At 71.6% G+C, this 14899-nt stretch carries 15 protein-coding genes; 13 read left to right on the forward strand and 2 right to left on the reverse strand.

The window, feature by feature from the left end; all coding sequences use genetic code 11:
• Positions 1-62: 62 nt before the first annotated feature.
• Complete coding sequence (locus tag ACFYY1_RS17745; protein WP_351252794.1) at positions 63-863, reverse strand: IclR family transcriptional regulator; 801 nt, start codon at positions 861-863, stop codon at positions 63-65.
• A gap of 361 nt (positions 864-1224) precedes the next feature.
• On the opposite strand from ACFYY1_RS17745, the gene allB reads away from it, so the two are divergent.
• From allB to ACFYY1_RS17785, 8 genes are all read left to right on the forward strand, one after another.
• A complete protein-coding gene (allB, locus tag ACFYY1_RS17750) occupies positions 1225-2568 on the forward strand; it encodes an allantoinase AllB (RefSeq protein ID WP_388586064.1) in 1344 nt (447 codons plus the stop codon).
• 148 nt (positions 2569-2716) lie between these two features.
• Complete coding sequence (locus ACFYY1_RS17755) at positions 2717-3046, forward strand: putative quinol monooxygenase (protein WP_388586066.1); 330 nt, start codon at positions 2717-2719, stop codon at positions 3044-3046.
• A 137-nt stretch (positions 3047-3183) separates the two neighbouring features.
• Positions 3184-3807, forward strand: coding sequence for a dihydrofolate reductase family protein (locus tag ACFYY1_RS17760; protein ID WP_388586068.1), 624 nt, complete (start codon positions 3184-3186; stop codon positions 3805-3807).
• A gap of 106 nt (positions 3808-3913) precedes the next feature.
• Entirely contained in the window at positions 3914-4837 is a 924-nt protein-coding gene (locus tag ACFYY1_RS17765) for a DMT family transporter (RefSeq protein WP_388586071.1), read from the forward strand.
• Positions 4838-4956: 119 nt separating this feature from the next.
• Positions 4957-6174, forward strand: coding sequence for a sensor histidine kinase (locus ACFYY1_RS17770; RefSeq protein ID WP_388586074.1), 1218 nt, complete (start codon positions 4957-4959; stop codon positions 6172-6174).
• Between the two features lie 62 nt (positions 6175-6236).
• Entirely contained in the window at positions 6237-6971 is a 735-nt protein-coding gene (locus tag ACFYY1_RS17775; RefSeq protein WP_388586076.1) for a response regulator, read from the forward strand.
• A 124-nt stretch (positions 6972-7095) separates the two neighbouring features.
• Positions 7096-8292: a cytochrome P450 gene (locus ACFYY1_RS17780; RefSeq protein ID WP_388586078.1), complete on the forward strand. Its 1197-nt coding sequence runs from the start codon at positions 7096-7098 to the stop codon at positions 8290-8292.
• A gap of 16 nt (positions 8293-8308) precedes the next feature.
• Positions 8309-8731, forward strand: a complete 423-nt coding sequence (locus ACFYY1_RS17785; RefSeq protein ID WP_388586080.1) for a PaaI family thioesterase — start codon at positions 8309-8311, stop codon at positions 8729-8731.
• Between the two features lie 10 nt (positions 8732-8741).
• Here the strand turns inward: ACFYY1_RS17785 and ACFYY1_RS17790 are convergent, their stop codons facing one another.
• Complete coding sequence (locus ACFYY1_RS17790; RefSeq protein WP_388586082.1) at positions 8742-9773, reverse strand: Gfo/Idh/MocA family oxidoreductase; 1032 nt, start codon at positions 9771-9773, stop codon at positions 8742-8744.
• A 138-nt stretch (positions 9774-9911) separates the two neighbouring features.
• On the opposite strand from ACFYY1_RS17790, the gene ACFYY1_RS17795 reads away from it, so the two are divergent.
• The 5 genes from ACFYY1_RS17795 (at position 9912) to ACFYY1_RS17815 (ending at position 14854) form a co-directional block, all read left to right on the forward strand.
• Positions 9912-10670, forward strand: coding sequence for a GntR family transcriptional regulator (locus tag ACFYY1_RS17795; RefSeq protein ID WP_388586084.1), 759 nt, complete (start codon positions 9912-9914; stop codon positions 10668-10670).
• A 95-nt stretch (positions 10671-10765) separates the two neighbouring features.
• Complete coding sequence (locus ACFYY1_RS17800; RefSeq protein WP_388586087.1) at positions 10766-11770, forward strand: sugar ABC transporter substrate-binding protein; 1005 nt, start codon at positions 10766-10768, stop codon at positions 11768-11770.
• A 194-nt stretch (positions 11771-11964) separates the two neighbouring features.
• Positions 11965-12948 carry a sugar ABC transporter substrate-binding protein gene (locus tag ACFYY1_RS17805; RefSeq protein ID WP_388586089.1) on the forward strand — a complete coding sequence of 328 codons (984 nt, stop codon included), beginning with the start codon at positions 11965-11967 and terminating at the stop codon, positions 12946-12948.
• Complete coding sequence (locus ACFYY1_RS17810) at positions 12945-13997, forward strand: ABC transporter permease (protein WP_388586090.1); 1053 nt, start codon at positions 12945-12947, stop codon at positions 13995-13997. Before ACFYY1_RS17805 ends, ACFYY1_RS17810 begins: the two co-directional genes overlap by 4 nt.
• Positions 13994-14854, forward strand: coding sequence for an ATP-binding cassette domain-containing protein (locus tag ACFYY1_RS17815; RefSeq protein ID WP_266728628.1), 861 nt, complete (start codon positions 13994-13996; stop codon positions 14852-14854). The genes ACFYY1_RS17810 and ACFYY1_RS17815 overlap by 4 nt, the downstream gene beginning before the upstream one ends.
• Positions 14855-14899 lie beyond the last annotated feature (45 nt).

The raw sequence follows: 14899 nt of genomic DNA on the forward strand, positions 1-14899 counted from the left end.
GACACGGGGGACACAAAGGGAGGGGGGCGGCCGGTGGCCGCCCCCTCCCCGTATGCCGGCTCTCAGCCGGTGGAACCGCTGCTCGCCAGCGCGTCGGAGAGCTCCTTGGCGGCCTGCTGGAGGATCGGCACGATCCGCTCCGTCGCGGTGTCCGTCACCCGGCCCGCCGGACCGGAGATCGAGATCGCGGCCGAGGTGGGCGAGTTCGGTACGGAGACCGCCAGGCAGCGCACCCCGATCTCCTGCTCGTTGTCGTCGACCGCGTAGCCGACCCGGCGGACCTGCTCCAGCGCGTCGAGGAAGCCGTCGGGGGTGGTGATCGTCTTCTCGGTGGCGGCCGGCATGCCGGTACGGGCGAGCAGGGCCCGTACCTCCTCCGGCGGCGTGTGCGCCAGCAGCGCCTTGCCGACCCCGGTGGAGTGGGGGAGCACCCGACGGCCGACCTCGGTGAACATGCGCATCGAGTGCTTGGACGGCACCTGCGCCACGTACACGATCTCGTCGCCGTCGAGCAGCGCCATGTTCGCGGTCTCGCCGGTCTCCTCGACCAGCCGCGCGAGATACGGGCGGGCCCAGGTGCCCAGGAGCCGGGACGCGGACTCGCCGAGCCGGATCAGCCGGGGCCCCAGCGCGTAGCGGCGGTTGGGCTGCTGGCGGACGTATCCGCAGAGCACCAGCGTGCGCATCAGGCGGTGAATGGTGGGCAGGGGGAGTCCGCTGCTCGCGGAGAGTTCGCTCAGTCCGACCTCACCCCCCGCGTCCGCCATCCGCTCCAGCAGATCGAAGGCGCGCTCAAGGGACTGCACACCACCGCTGGTGGCGGCGGGCTTGGAGTCGGATGTGCTGGCGTGGGACGGCGGCACGTCAACGTTCCTTTCGAGGCGGAAGAGCGGGTGCCCCGCCCGGCGAGGCACCCAGCAGCCTACCGGGCGGTTCCCGATCGGCCCACTGCTCCGGGTACGGCGTCCTGGCCGGTCAGAGCCCGTTTGTCCTGGTGTCGGCAGTCGGCGGGGCAGTTCTTCGGGCCAGCACTGGTCCTATGTTACGTTCCGCTCTTCGAAAAGAGTCTTCTACTTTGTGGAAATCTCCAGTTGTGGGCGCCGGAAGGCCCGACGGCCGTCCGGCGAGGAAAGTGGGTCTTGACGGGCCCGAATCCCGAGTGAAGACTCCTTCAACAGTTCGTTGAATTCGTCAGCGTTCGAAAGTCCGAAGTGAGGAGCACGGGTGTCCGGTGCGGACGTGAAACTGGTACTGCGCTCGACGCGTGTGGTCACCCCGGACGGGACGCGCCCCGCAGCGGTCGCCGTCGCCGACGGGAGAATCGACGCCGTCCTGCCGTACGACGCCGCGGTGCCGGACGGCGCCCGGCTGGAGGACTTCGGCGACGACGTCCTGCTCCCCGGAATCGTCGACACGCATGTCCATGTGAACGACCCGGGCCGCACGGAGTGGGAGGGCTTCTGGACCGCCACCCGCGCGGCGGCGGCGGGCGGCATCACCACGCTGCTCGACATGCCGCTCAACTCCCTCCCGCCGACCACCACCGTCGACCACCTGCGCACCAAGCAGCGGGTGGCCGCCCCCAAGGCGCACATCGACACCGGTTTCTGGGGCGGCGCGATCCCGTCCAACGTCAAGGACCTGCGGCCGCTGTACGAGGCTGGGGTGTTCGGCTTCAAGTGCTTCCTCTCGCCCTCCGGCGTCGAGGAGTTCCCGGAGCTCGACCAGGAGCAGCTGGCCCGGTCCATGGCGGAGATCGCCGGCTTCGGCGGGCTGCTGATCGTGCACGCCGAGGACCCGCACCACCTGGCCGACGCCCCGCAGCGCGGCGGGCCCGCGTACGCCGACTTCCTCGCCTCCCGGCCCCGTGACGCCGAGAACACCGCGATCGAGGGGCTGATCGCGCACGCCAGGCGGCTCGGCGCCCGCGTCCACGTCCTGCATCTGTCCTCCAGCGACGCCCTGCCGATGATCGCGGCGGCGAAGCGTGAGGGCGTACGGATCTCGGTGGAGTCCTGCCCGCACTTCCTCACCCTCACCGCCGAGGAGGTCCCGGACGGCGCCACGGAGTTCAAGTGCTGCCCGCCGATCCGCGAGGCGGCCAACCAGGACGCGCTGTGGGAGGGGCTGGCCGACGGGACGATCGACTGCATCGTCTCCGACCACTCGCCGTGCACCACCGACCTCAAGACGCCGGACTTCGGCACCGCCTGGGGCGGGATCTCCTCCCTCCAGCTGGGACTGCCCGCCATCTGGACCGAGGCCCGCAAGCGCGGCCACTCGCTCGACGACGTCGTCCGCTGGATGTCGGCCGCCCCCGCCGAGCTGGCCGGACTGGCCCACAAGGGCGCCATCGAGGCCGGCCGGGACGCGGACTTCGCGGTGCTCGCCCCGGACGACACCTTCACCGTCGACCCTGCCGAGCTCTACCACCGCAACCAGGTCACCGCGTACGCCGGCAAGACCCTGCACGGCGTCGTGAAGTCGACCTGGCTGCGCGGGGTGCGGATCGCGGCCGAGGGCACCGTCGGCGAGCCCACCGGCCGCCTCCTCGAAAGGAACCGGTGACCGTGACGGGGGCAGCCCGCTCCACCGGTGACGGGAACCCGTACGGCGGCGAATAGCCCGACGTCGGACGGGCCGGTGTCCGGCCCGTCCGACACCATCCGGGTGTGCCCGACAAGTCTGCTTCCAGGGCTTGTGCCACCCTTGTCGCATGATCTTCATCGCCGTCAAGTTCACCGTCCGCAGCGAAGAGCGCGACAACTGGCTCCCGGCCGTCGCGCCCTTCACCCTCGCCACCCGGCAGGAGCCGGGCAATGTGTTCTTCGAGTGGTCGTACAGCGTCGAGAACCCCGACCAGTTCGTCCTGCTGGAGGCATTCGCCTCCCCGGAGGCCGGTGCGGCCCATGTGAAGTCCGAGCACTTCGCGGCGGCCATGGACCTGATGGCGGACCTCGTGGCCGAGACGCCGGAGATCATCAACGTGGAGGTGCCGGGCGAGGGCTGGTCCCGGATGGCGGAGGTCACCCCGCGCCCGCGGTGACGCCGCACGCCCGCGCCCGTCGGTGCGGGAGCGGTCGGGCCGGGTGACCGCCGTCCATGGCCCGACCGATGAGTTCCGGGTGCCGGCGGAGTCGGAGGAGAAACAGCATCGGTGGACCGGAACACAGGAGAAGGACCATGGCCAAGCTGACTCTCACCACCTTCCTGTCGCTCGACGGCGTCATGCAGGCGCCGGGCGGGCGCGACGAGGACCGCGGCGGCGGGTTCGAGTACGGCGGCTGGACCGTGCCGTTCGGGGACGAGGGCATGATGCGCTTCATCGACGAACTGTTCGGCCGCTCGGCCGCCTTCCTCCTGGGCCGCCGCACGTACGACATCTTCGCCGCGTACTGGCCCAAGGTGACCAACCCCGCGAACGTGGTCGCGAGCAGCCTCAACGCCCTTCCCAAGTACGTCGTCTCGACCACCCTGGACCAGCCCGGGTGGCACAACACGACGGTCATCTCCACGGACGTCGCCGAGGAGGTCGCCCGCCTCAAGGAGCGCACGGAGGGCGGCGAGCTCCAGATCCACGGCAGCGGCGCACTCGCCCGTTCCCTCATGGCGCACGACCTGATCGACGAGTACAACCTGCTGTTCTTCCCGGTGGTGCTGGGCCGAGGAGGCCGGCTCTTCCCGGAGGGCGGGCAGCCCACCGCCTTCGAGCGGACCGAGGCGCGTGAGACCCCGAGCGGAATCTCGATCCACACCTACCGGCCCACGGGCCGGGCACGGTTCGGCACCTTCCCGCTCGACGACTGAGAGGGCTGTCGTGGACGGGGCGACGCCGGTACGGTGATCGTTCCGCGTGTGAGCCGTCGACGTCTCCACATCGTCCCCGCCGTGGAGAACCAGGAGAAACCGCCAGGTGTCCTCGATCGCCGTGCCCACCCTCGCCCCGTCCCGCCGGGCCTGGCTCACCGATCTGCCCGTGCTGCTCGTCGCCGTCGTCTGGGGTTCGAGCTACCTGGCGGCCAAGGGCATCACCACCGCCCAGACGGTCCTGGCCGTGCTCGTGCTGCGGTTCGCCGTCGTACTGCCCGTGCTGGCCGTGGCCGGCCGGCGCAGACTGCGGGCGCTCGGCGCGGCGCAGTGGCGGGGAGCCGGTCTGCTCGGGCTCGTCCTCAGCGGGATCTTCCTCGTGGAGACGTACGGCGTCGTGCACACCTCGGCGACCAACGCGGGGCTCATCATCAGCCTCACGATGATCTTCACCCCGCTCGCCGAGGCCGCCGTGACACGTGTCCGTCCGCCCAGGGCCTTTCTCGCCGCCGCGGCGCTCTCGGTCGCCGGAGTGGTACTGCTGACCCAGGGCGGCGGATTCACCAGCCCCTCCGCCGGCGATCTGCTGATGCTGGTGGCCGCCCTCGCCCGCACCGTGCACGTACTGCTGATGGCCCGCATCAAATCGGTGCAGGGCGCCGACTCGCTGTCGCTCACCACGGTCCAGCTCGGCAGCGCGGTCGCCGTCTTCGCCCTGCTCGCTGCCGTGCCCGGCACCGGGGAGGCGCCGTGGACGGTGGCCGCGGGATTCGGCGTCCGGGAATGGGGCGGGCTGCTCTTCCTCTCCGTCTTCTGCACGCTCTTCGCCTTCTTCGTGCAGATGTGGTCGGTGCGCCGCACCTCGCCGTCCCGGGTCAGCCTGCTGCTCGGCACCGAACCCCTGTGGGCCGCCGCCGTGGGCATCGCGATCGGCGGCGAGCGGCTCGGCGTCCTCGGCGCGGTGGGCGCGGTGCTCGTCCTGGCCGGCACCGCCTGGGGCCGCCGCGCGGTCGCTCCGGCCGCCCCCTGAGCCGGTCGGCGGCCATCGCCGCAGCGCCGCCCGTCCGAAAGTCTCGTCCTTCGCGACTTTGGTCGCCCGGCACGCCCGAACGGCCGGGACCACCCGTCCCACCTGGGTAGTTTTGTGGGATGACGCGTACGGAATACCGCTGGCTGCTGCCCTCGGCGATGGCCGACCCCGAGCTGCCCGGCGACCGGCGAGGCCGCGCGCGACGCACCGTGCGGGACTGGGCCGTCGACCTCACCGCCTTCCTCTGCGCGGTCCTGGTCGGCATGCTCACGGTCGCGACGATCGAGGCCGACCCCACCACCCCGGACGGCGTCCTGTTCGCCGACATCGTGATCGGCGGCCTGGCCTGCTGCGCCCTGTGGGTGCGGCGGCGGTGGCCGCTGGGCATCGCGGTGGGCCTGGTCCTGGTCGCCACGGTCGAGCCGGTCGCGGCGGGGGCCATGCTCGTCGCGCTGTTCGGGATGGCCGTGCACCGCCCGTTCCGGCCCGTGGCGGCCGTCGGGGCGCTCACCCTGGCGCTCGCCCCCGTACAGCCGTATCTGCGTCCCGACCCGGGCACCTCGTTCGTGGAGGCCACGGTCATCGGGGTGCTGCTGCCCCTGCTGGTGATCAGCTGGGGCATGGCCGTACGGTCCAGGCGACAGCTCGTCGTCACCCTGCGCGAGCGGGCCCACCGGGCCGAGACCGAGGCGGAACTCCGCGCCGAACAGGCGCAGCGGCTGGCCCGCGAGGCCATCGCCCGCGAGATGCACGACGTCCTCGCCCACCGGCTGACGCTGCTCAGCGTCCACGCCGGAGCCCTCGAATTCCGCCCCGATGCCCCGAAGGCCGAGGTGGCCCGCGCGGCCGGGGTCATCCGGGACAGCGCGCACGAAGCGCTCCAGGACCTCCGCGAGATCATCGGAGTCCTGCGCAGCCCCGGCGAGAGCGACGGCGACCGGCCGCAGCCCACCCTCGCCACGCTGGACTCGCTGATCGCCGAGTCCCGGCTGGCCGGCATGAAGGTCACCTTCGACAATCGCGTCGACGACCCCGGCGCCGCCCCCGCCGCCACCGGCCGCACCGTCTACCGCATCGCCCAGGAGGGCCTGACCAACGCCCGCAAGCACGCACCCGGCACCGAGGTCACCGTCACGGTCGCCGGAGCCCCGGGCGAAGGGCTCAGGGTGGAGGTGCGCAATCCGGCACCCACCGAACCCTTCGAGCGGGTCCCCGGCTCCGGCCAGGGACTCATCGGCCTCACGGAACGCGCCACCCTGGCCGGGGGCAGCCTCGACCACGGACCACGACCGGACGGCGGATTCCGGATCAGCGCCTCGCTGCCATGGCCGGCCTGACCCCCGCGCAGCACCCCGGTCCCCGGCACGGCCGGTGTCCGGGCCCAACTACGGTGGTCCCCATGACCACTCCGACCCCGATGGCCCCCTCGGCGCAGCCCGTCCGGCTGATCGTCGTCGACGACGACCCGCTCGTACGGGCCGGACTCGCCCTCATGCTCGGCGGCGCCGACGACATCAGGATCGTGGGGGAGGGGACGGACGGCACCGAGGTCGAGGAACTCGTCGGCCGGCTGCGCCCCGACGTGGTGCTGATGGACATCAGGATGCCGGGCATGGACGGGCTGACCGCGACCGAGGCGCTGCGCAGCCGCCCCGGCGCCCCGCAGATCATCGTCCTGACGACGTTCCACGCCGACGAACAGGTGCTGCGGGCGATCCGCGCCGGAGCGGCCGGTTTCGTACTGAAGGACACCCCGCCGGCGCAGATCGTCGACGCGGTACGGCGGGTGGCGGCCGGCGATCCGGTGCTGTCGCCCGCGGTGACACGTCAGCTCATGGCCCGCGCGGCCGGGACCGGGCCCCGTTCCGGCCACGACGAGCGGGCGGACCGCGCCGACCGGGCACGGGCACGGATCGCGTCGCTCGCCGAGCGGGAACGCGAGGTCGCGATCGCCGTCGCCCGAGGCCGATCCAACGCCGAGATCGCCGCGACGCTCTACCTCAGCGTGGCGACCGTGAAGACACAGGTGTCCCGGATCCTGGCCAAGTTCGGCTTCAACAACCGTGTCCAGATCGCGCTGTTGGTGCACGACGCCGGACTGCTCGACGATGACGGCACGGAGCCGACGGCATAGGGTGAACCGGCCTGATCCAAACGAAGAACCCTGGGCCGTGTCCGTGGAGTCCCGCCTGGTTCTCCGGGCGTACGACGGGACCTCACGGACACGGCCCGGCCGTCAGAACGGGAGGGGCGATCCCATGTCGGATGCCAGTGGCCGTGCCGAGGTCGATGTCGATCTGAGCGGGCTCGCGGACTTCACCGCGAACCCCTATCCGTACTACGAGAAGCTGCGCGTCGCCGGGCCGGTGCACACCGTCCGCACCGACGAGTTCGAGCGCGTCTGGCTCGTGGTGGGGTACGACGAGGCCCGTGCCACCCTCGCCGACCCCCGGTTCGCCAAGGACTGGCGGGGCCTGCCTGGCGCACCCGCCGAGAGCGACCCCATCTTCCTCAACATGCTGGAGCTGGACGCGCCCCACCACACCCGGCTGCGCAAGCTCGTCGCCCGGGAGTTCACCGCCCGCCGGGTCGAGGCGCTGCGCCCCCGCGTCCAGGAGATCACCGACGGGCTCCTCGACGCGATGGTGCCCGCCGGGCGCGCGGATCTCGTCGACGCGCTCGCCTTCCCGCTGCCGATGACCGTCATCTGCGAGCTGATCGGTGTGCCGGACCTGGACCGCGAGGCGTTCCGCGGACTCTCCAACGGTGTCATCACCCCCGCCTCGCCGCTCCAGGGGATCGAAGCGGTGCGCGCCATGAACGAGTACCTGAGCGAACTCATCGAGGACAAGCGGTGCTCGCCCGGCGACGACCTGATGAGTGCCCTGGTCCGGGCGCGCGACGACGAAGGGGACACGCTGTCGCCCGACGAACTCGTGGGCATGGCCTTCCTGCTGCTCGTCGCGGGCCACGAGACCACGGTCAACCTGATCGCCAACGGGGTACGGGCCCTGCTCGACCACCCCGCCCAACTGGCCGCCCTCCGCGCGGACCCGGAGCTGATCGGCGGTGCGGTCGAGGAGATGCTGCGCTACGACGGGGCGGTGGAGAACGCCACGTTCCGCTATCCGCGCGAGCAGGTCGAGATCGGGCGGCGGACGATCCCGGCGGGCGCCCCGGTCCTGGTGTCCCTGGCGGGCGCCGACCGGGACCGCGGCCGCTACCCGGAACCGGACACCTTCGACATCCGCCGCGACGCCCGGGGCCATCTGGCCTTCGGGCACGGCGCCCACTTCTGCCTCGGTGCTCCGCTGGCCCGCATGGAGGGCCGGATCGCGATCCGTACACTGCTGGAGCGCTGCCCCTCCCTCGCGCCGGACGCGGGGGCAGAGGAGTGGGAGTGGATCCCCGGGATGCTGATCCGCGGGGTGCGCGGCCTGCCCGTCCGCTGGTGAGACAAGGAGCCCCGAAATGAACGGACTCGATCTGGAGCTGGCGCGGAAGGTGCTCGACAGCCAGCCGTTCAGCACTCTCGTGGGGGCGCGGATCACCGCCTTCGGGGACGGTGCCGCCACCCTCGAAGTGGACATCCGCCCCGAACTCCAGCAGCAGAACGGCTTTCTGCACGGCGGGGTCCTGGCCTACGCGGCCGACAACGCGATCACCTTCGCCGCCGGCACGACGCTCGGCCCGGCCGTGCTGACCGGCGGCTTCTCCATCCAGTACGTCCGGCCCGCCACCGGCAGCACACTCGTCGCCGACGCCGAAGTGGTGCACACCGGCCGCCGCCAGGCGGTGGTCCGCTGCGAGCTGTTCGCGGCGGGTCAGGACGGGGAGCGGACGCTCTGCGCGGTCGCGCAGGGGACCGTGCTGTCGGCCGCCCCGTCCTCCTGAACCCGGGGCCTCAGGGGGCGGGCCGCGCCGCGCCGTCGGCGATCTCGGAGATCTCCGCGATCGTCACGGGGCGCCGTTCCCGGCGGGACACCTCGCACGCCTCCGCGATCAGCAGCGCGAACCACGCCTCCCGGCCGTCGCACGGATTGGGCCGCTCGCCCCGCACCACCCGTACGAACGCGTCCAGTTCGGCCTCGTACGCAGGCGCGAACCGCTCCAGGAAACCGGGCCACGGCGAGGAAGGGGCCGGGGGGCCCTGCGGTTCCGCCGAGGTGACCGGGGTGCGGTCGTCCAGGCCGACCGTGATCTGGTCCAGCTCGCCCGCCAGTTCCATCCGTACGTCGTAGCCGGCGCCGTTGCAGCGGGTGGCCGCCGCCGTGGCCAGGGTGGAGTCGTCGAGGGTCAGCAGGACGGCCGCCGTGTCCACGTCGCCCGCAGCCCGGAACATCCCGGGCCCGGCGTCCGACCCGGTGGCGTACACCTCCGTCACCTCACGGCCCGTCACCCACCGCAGCATGTCGAAGTCATGGACCAGACAGTCCCGGTACAGCCCCCCGGAGAGCGGGAGATACGCGGCGGGCGGCGGGGCGGGGTCCATCGTCACCGCCCGCACGGTGTGCAGCCGGCCCAGCGCACCGGCCCGCACGGCGGCGCGGGCCGCCCGGTACCCCGCGTCGAACCTGCGCATGAAGCCCAGTTGGAGCACGCTCCCGGCCCGGTCGACCTCGCGCAGTGCGGCCCGGGTCCCCGGCAGGTCCAGGGCGATCGGCTTCTCGCAGAACGCCGGGAGCCCGGCCCGCGCCGCCCGGCCGATCAGCTCCGCGTGCGCCGAGGTGGCCGAGGCGATCACCACGGCGTCCACCCCCGCGCCGAACACCTCGTCGGCGCCCGGGACCGCCGTCGCGCCGGTGCGGTGCGCGACCTCGGCCGCCCGCGCCCCGTCGGTGTCCGTCACCACCAGGGCGTCCACGTCGGGATGGCGGGCCAGCACGCCCGCGTGGAAGGAACCGATCCGGCCGGTGCCGATGAGTCCGATGCGCATGGACCCAACGTGCCGCCCGCCGGCTGCGCTGTCAACCATATGTCAGGACAAGCTGCTCCTTGTTCGTTGGTCCTGCTGTCCGGACAACAGGACGACCGGACTTCCGGAGGTTCTGACGTGGGGGCTACCCTCACGCGTGTGCCCAAACCCACCACCGACCCGGCCGCGCTCGAACTCGGCGTGGACCGCTCCAGCCCGATCCCGCTCTACTTCCAGCTCGCCCAGCAGCTGGAGGCCGCCATCGAGCAGGGCAGGCTCGCCCCCGGCAGCCTCCTCGGCAACGAGATCGAGCTCGCGGCACGGCTCGGCCTGTCCCGGCCCACGGTCCGCCAGGCCATCCAGTCGCTGGTCGACAAGGGGCTGATGGTGCGCCGTCGCGGCGTCGGCACCCAGGTCGTGCACAGCAGGGTCCGGCGCCCGCTCGAACTGAGCAGCCTCTACGACGACCTGGAGGCCGCGGGCGGGCACCCCACGACCCGTGTCCTGCGCAACACCGTCGAACCCGCGGACGCGGCGGTGGCCGAGGCCTTGGCGGTCGCCGAGGGCAGCGACGTACACCTCGTCGAGCGGCTGCGGTACGCGCACGGCGAGCCGTTGGCGCTCCTGCGCAACCACCTGCCGCCCGGGATCGTCGACCTGGACACCGCGCGGCTGGAGGCCACCGGCCTGTACCGGCTGATGCGCGGCGCCGGCATCACCCTGCACAGCGCCCGCCAGACCGTCGGCGCCCGGCTCGCCACCGCCGGGGAGGCGGCCGGGCTCGGCGAGGCGGAGGGGGCCGCCCTGCTGACGATGGAGCGCGTCACCTTCGACGACACCGGACGGGCGGTCGAATTCGGCTCCCACATCTACCGGGCGTCCCGCTACACCTTCGACTTCCAGCTGCTCGTACGGTGACGACGGCCGCCCCCTGCCCCGTTGACGTCCCGTACGCCCACCGCTAGAACTCCTCCAGCCGCACTCGGGCGGCCGGGAGAGAAGGCGGACCCACCATGCGTACCTCTCGCAAGGCAGCAACCCTGATCACCGTCGCGGCCCTCGGGATCGGCATCGCCGTCTCCGGCTGCAGCGGCTCCGGCGGCCGGAGCGCCGAGGAGAAGCCCGCGGGCACGAACGGCGGCGCGGCCGCCGGTACACCCCGGATGAAGATCGCGATGGTCACGCACTCGGGGGAGGGCGACACCTTCTGGGACATCGTGCAGAGCGGCGCGAAACAGGCGGCGGCCAAGGACAACGCCGAATTCCTCTACTCGGCGAACAAGGAGGGCAAGGAACAGGCCCAGCTGGTGCAGGCCGCCATCGACCAGAAGGTCGACGGGCTGATCGTCACCCTCGCCAAACCCGAAGCCGTCAAGGACGTCGTCGCCAAGGCCGTGCAGGCCGGCATACCCGTGGTGACCATCAACTCGGGCGCGCAGTTCTCGAAGGAGATCGGCGCGCTCGGGCACATCGGGCAGGACGAGAAGGTCGCCGGCGAGGCGGTCGGCGACGAGCTCGACGCACGGGGCCGCAAGAAGGCCCTCTGCGTCATCCACGAGCAGGGCAACGTGTCGCTGGAGGAGCGCTGCGCCGGGGTGCGCAAGACCTTCGGCGGCGAGGTCGAGAACCTGAACGTCGAGGGCACCAACATGCCGGCCGCCACCTCGTCGATCGAGGCGAAGCTCCAGGCCGACAAGGACATCGACGCGGTCGTCACCCTCGGCGCCCCCTTCGCCGCCGCCTCCGTCAAGGCCAAGGACGGCTCCGGCAGCGCGGCCGAGATCGACACCTTCGATCTGAACGCCGAGGTCGTCACCCGGCTGAAGGCCGACGAGGTCGGCTTCGCCGTCGATCAGCAGCCCTACCTCCAGGGGTACCTCGCCGTCGACGAACTCTGGCTGAACCGGACCAACGGCAACGTCGTCGGCGGCGGAAAGCCGGTGCTCACCGGCCCGGCGATCGTCACCGCGAAGGACGTGCCGCAGCTGGAGAAGTACACCGCGCGCGGCACCCGGTGAACCTCCCGGGCCCCGCGTCGCCCACCCGGCGCCGACACACGCGTCCCGCCCCTGCCGGGCGGTGCCGTCCGCCGCTCGGGGATACTTGGCCAGCCGGGCCGGGTGTGCGCCATCGCCGGCCACTCCAAGCAGCACAGCGAGCAGCACAAGAAGGGCACGGCGTCGTGGCAAGGGTTCGGACAGGGGTACGTGCGATGGGCGCCGTGCTTGCGGCGGTGCTCGGGGCTTCCCTCGTGGGATGCAGCAGCACCGGCGGCAAGCGGGCGGAGGAGCGCGCGGCCCGGGCCGCCGCCGAGGGCCGGGCCGCGGTGGACACACCCCGTTGGACCTTCGCGATGGTCACCCACTCGGGAGACGGCGACACCTTCTGGGACATCGTCCAGCGGGGCGCCGAGCAGGCGGCCGTCAAGGACAACATCAAGTTCCTGTACTCGCACAACGACGAGGCGCAGCAGCAGGCCCAGCTGGTGCAGGCAGCCATCGACCAGAAGGTCGACGGGCTGATCGTCACCCTCGCCAAGCCCGACGCGATGAAGGACGTGGTGACCAAGGCCACCAAGGCCGGAATCCCGGTGATCACGGTGAACTCGGGCTCCGCGGAGTCCAAGCGGTTCGGCGCGCTCACCCACATCGGCCAGGACGAGTCCATCGCGGGCGAGGCGGTCGGCGAGGAGCTCAACGCGCGGGGCCGCAAGAAGGCGCTCTGCATCCTGCACGAGCAGGGCAACGTCGGCCACGAGCAGCGCTGCGCCGGAGCGAAGAAGACCTTCGACGGGCAGCTGCAGAACCTCTACGTCGAGGGCACCAACATGCCCGACGTCCAGGCGTCCATCGAGGCGAAGCTCCAGGCCGACAAGGACATCGACGCGGTCGTCACCCTCGGCGCGCCGTTCGCGGACGCCGCCGTCAAGGCCAAGAGGACCGCGGGCAGCAAGGCCGAGATCGACACCTTCGACCTGAACGCCAAGGTCGCCACGGCCCTTCAGGACAAGACCCTCGGCTTCGCCGTCGACCAGCAGCCCTACCTCCAGGGGTACGAGGCGGTCGACCTGCTCTGGCTCTACCGGTACAACGGCAATGTCCTCGGCGGCGGACGCCCGGTCCTCACCGGACCGCAGATCATCACCGCCGAGGACGCCGCCGAACTCGCCCAGTACACGAAGCGGGGGACCCGATGAGCACGACCGCCGGACCGTCCGCCCCGGCCGGGACCGACGAGCGGCTGCTGCGCACCTCACCGCTGCGCAGGCTGCTCGGCCGCCCCGAGCTCGGCTCGGTGGTCGGTGCCGCGGCCGTCTTCATCTTCTTCTCGATCGTCGCCGACAGCTTCCTGCGCGCCTCCAGCCTGGGCACCGTGCTGTACGCGGCCTCGACGATCGGGATCATGGCCGCGCCGGTGGCGCTGCTGATGATCGGCGGCGAGTTCGACCTCTCCGCCGGTGTGCTGGTCACCAGCTCCGCGCTGATCTCGTCGATGTTCAGCTACCAGATGACGGCCAACGTCTGGGTCGGCGTCCTCGTGTCGCTGCTGGTCACCCTGGCCATCGGGGCGTTCAACGGCTTCATGCTGACCCGCACCAAACTGCCGAGCTTCATCATCACGCTCGGTACGTTCCTGATGCTGACCGGCCTCAATCTGGGCTTCACCAAGCTGATCAGCGGGACCGTGTCCACCAAGTCCATCGGTGACATGGAGGGCTTCGACTCGGCCCGCAAGGTCTTCGCCTCGCAGTGGACCATCGGCGGCGTCGAGTTCAAGGTCACCATCCTGTGGTGGGCGGTACTCGTCGCCGTCGCCACCTGGATCCTGCTCCGTACCCGCTTCGGCAACTGGATCTTCGCGGTGGGCGGCGAGGCCGACGCGGCCCGCGCGGTCGGCGTCCCGGTGATCCGCACCAAGATCGGCCTCTACCTCGGGGTGGCCTTCGCCGCCTGGGTCTCCGGCCAGCACCTGCTGTTCTCCTTCGACGTGGTGCAGTCCGGCGAGGGCGTCGGCAACGAGCTGATCTACATCATCGCGGCCGTCATCGGCGGCTGTCTGATCACCGGCGGCTACGGTTCCGCGATCGGCTCCGCGGTCGGTGCCTTCATCTTCGGCATGACCAGCAAGGGCATCGTGTACGCGGAGTGGAACCCGGACTGGTTCAAGTTCTTCCTCGGAGCCATGCTGCTCCTGGCCACCCTGCTCAACGCATGGGTACGCAAGCGCGCGGAGGCGACGAAATGACGGCCCCCAAGGCACCGGCCGACCAGGAGGCGCCCCACCGGGCGCTCGTCGAGCTGGACCACGTCAGCAAGTTCTACGGCAACATCAAGGCCCTGACGGACGTCTCGCTGGAGGTCCACGCGGGCGAGATCTCCTGCGTGCTCGGCGACAACGGCGCCGGCAAGTCCACCCTGATCAAGATCATCGCGGGGCTGCACCGGCACGACGCCGGGTCCTTCCTCATCGAGGGCGAGGAGACCACCCTCGCCAACCCGCGCGACGCCCTGGACCGCGGCATCGCCACGGTCTACCAGGACCTGGCCGTCGTCCCCCTGATGCCGGTCTGGCGCAACTTCTTCCTCGGCTCCGAGCCGACCACCGGCGCCGGCCCCTTCAAGCGCCTCGACGTGCGGCTGATGCGCGAGACGACCCGCTCCGAGCTGCTGCGCATGGGGATCGACCTGCGCGACGTGGACCAGCCGATCGGCACCCTGTCCGGCGGTGAGCGCCAGTGCGTCGCCATCGCGCGGGCCGTCTACTTCGGCGCCAAGGTCCTCGTCCTGGACGAGCCCACCGCCGCGCTCGGCGTCAAGCAGTCCGGGGTCGTGCTGAAGTACGTCGCGGCCGCCCGCGACGCCGGTCTCGGCGTGGTCCTCATCACGCACAACCCGCACCACGCGTATCTCGTCGGGGACCGTTTCGTCCTGCTGAAGCGGGGCGCCATGTCCGGCAGCCACACCAAGGCGTCGATCACTCTGGACGAGCTGACCCGCCAGATGGCGGGCGGCAGCGAGCTGGAGGAGCTCAGCCACGAGCTGGAACGGGCCCCCGCACCGACCCATCTCGGCGGTCACCCGGCTCACGGCAAGCACGAGTAGGACCTCTCCGGCAGCGGCACCGTACCCACCGGTCCGCCAGCCCCG

Origin of the sequence: Streptomyces sp. NPDC001890 (assembly GCF_042891445.1) — a bacterium.
In the GTDB taxonomy this organism is placed as follows: Bacteria; Actinomycetota; Actinomycetes; order Streptomycetales; family Streptomycetaceae; genus Streptomyces.

Excerpts from the sequence above, each read along its gene's own strand:
- ACFYY1_RS17785 (WP_388586080.1), top strand. The coding sequence starts at position 8,309 with ATGAACGGACTCGATCTGGAGCTGGCGCGGAAGGTGCTCGACAGCCAG.
- ACFYY1_RS17810 (WP_388586090.1), top strand. The coding sequence starts at position 12,945 with ATGAGCACGACCGCCGGACCGTCCGCCCCGGCCGGGACCGACGAGCGG.
- ACFYY1_RS17805 (WP_388586089.1), top strand. The coding sequence starts at position 11,965 with ATGGGCGCCGTGCTTGCGGCGGTGCTCGGGGCTTCCCTCGTGGGATGC.
- ACFYY1_RS17760 (WP_388586068.1), top strand. The coding sequence starts at position 3,184 with ATGGCCAAGCTGACTCTCACCACCTTCCTGTCGCTCGACGGCGTCATG.
- ACFYY1_RS17800 (WP_388586087.1), top strand. The coding sequence starts at position 10,766 with ATGCGTACCTCTCGCAAGGCAGCAACCCTGATCACCGTCGCGGCCCTC.
- ACFYY1_RS17770 (WP_388586074.1), top strand. The coding sequence starts at position 4,957 with ATGACGCGTACGGAATACCGCTGGCTGCTGCCCTCGGCGATGGCCGAC.
- ACFYY1_RS17815 (WP_266728628.1), top strand. The coding sequence starts at position 13,994 with ATGACGGCCCCCAAGGCACCGGCCGACCAGGAGGCGCCCCACCGGGCG.
- ACFYY1_RS17790 (WP_388586082.1), bottom strand. The coding sequence starts at position 9,773 with ATGCGCATCGGACTCATCGGCACCGGCCGGATCGGTTCCTTCCACGCG.
- ACFYY1_RS17775 (WP_388586076.1), top strand. The coding sequence starts at position 6,237 with ATGACCACTCCGACCCCGATGGCCCCCTCGGCGCAGCCCGTCCGGCTG.
- ACFYY1_RS17755 (WP_388586066.1), top strand. The coding sequence starts at position 2,717 with ATGATCTTCATCGCCGTCAAGTTCACCGTCCGCAGCGAAGAGCGCGAC.
- ACFYY1_RS17780 (WP_388586078.1), top strand. The coding sequence starts at position 7,096 with ATGTCGGATGCCAGTGGCCGTGCCGAGGTCGATGTCGATCTGAGCGGG.